We start from the raw sequence: 258 nt of genomic DNA, 5'->3' as shown, positions 1-258 counted from the left end.
GAGGAATGCCGCCAATGCACGGAGGAATGGACCAGATGCCGATGCAAGGAGGAATGCCGCCAATGCACGGAGGAATGGACCAGATGCCGATGCAAGGAGGAATGCCGCCAATGCAAGGAGGGATGGGTCAAATGCCGATGCAAGGAGGAATGCCGCCAATGCACGGAGGAATGGACCAGATGCCGATGCAAGGAGGAATGCCGCCAATGCACGGAGGAATGGACCAGATGCCGATGCAAGGAGGAATGCCGCCAATGC

The 258-nt window shown here is 58.1% G+C and carries 1 protein-coding gene; it reads left to right on the top strand.

Annotated elements, in window-relative coordinates:
* Positions 1-14: 14 nt before the first annotated feature.
* The coding region (locus AC0C45_RS30210; RefSeq protein WP_472929334.1) for a hypothetical protein at positions 15-258 on the top strand (244 nt) is incomplete at its 3' end.

Source organism: Priestia sp. VA7 (assembly GCF_055710015.1).
The sequence above is the reverse complement of the archived record's forward strand: the minus strand, read 5'-3'. Positions and strand labels throughout refer to the sequence as shown.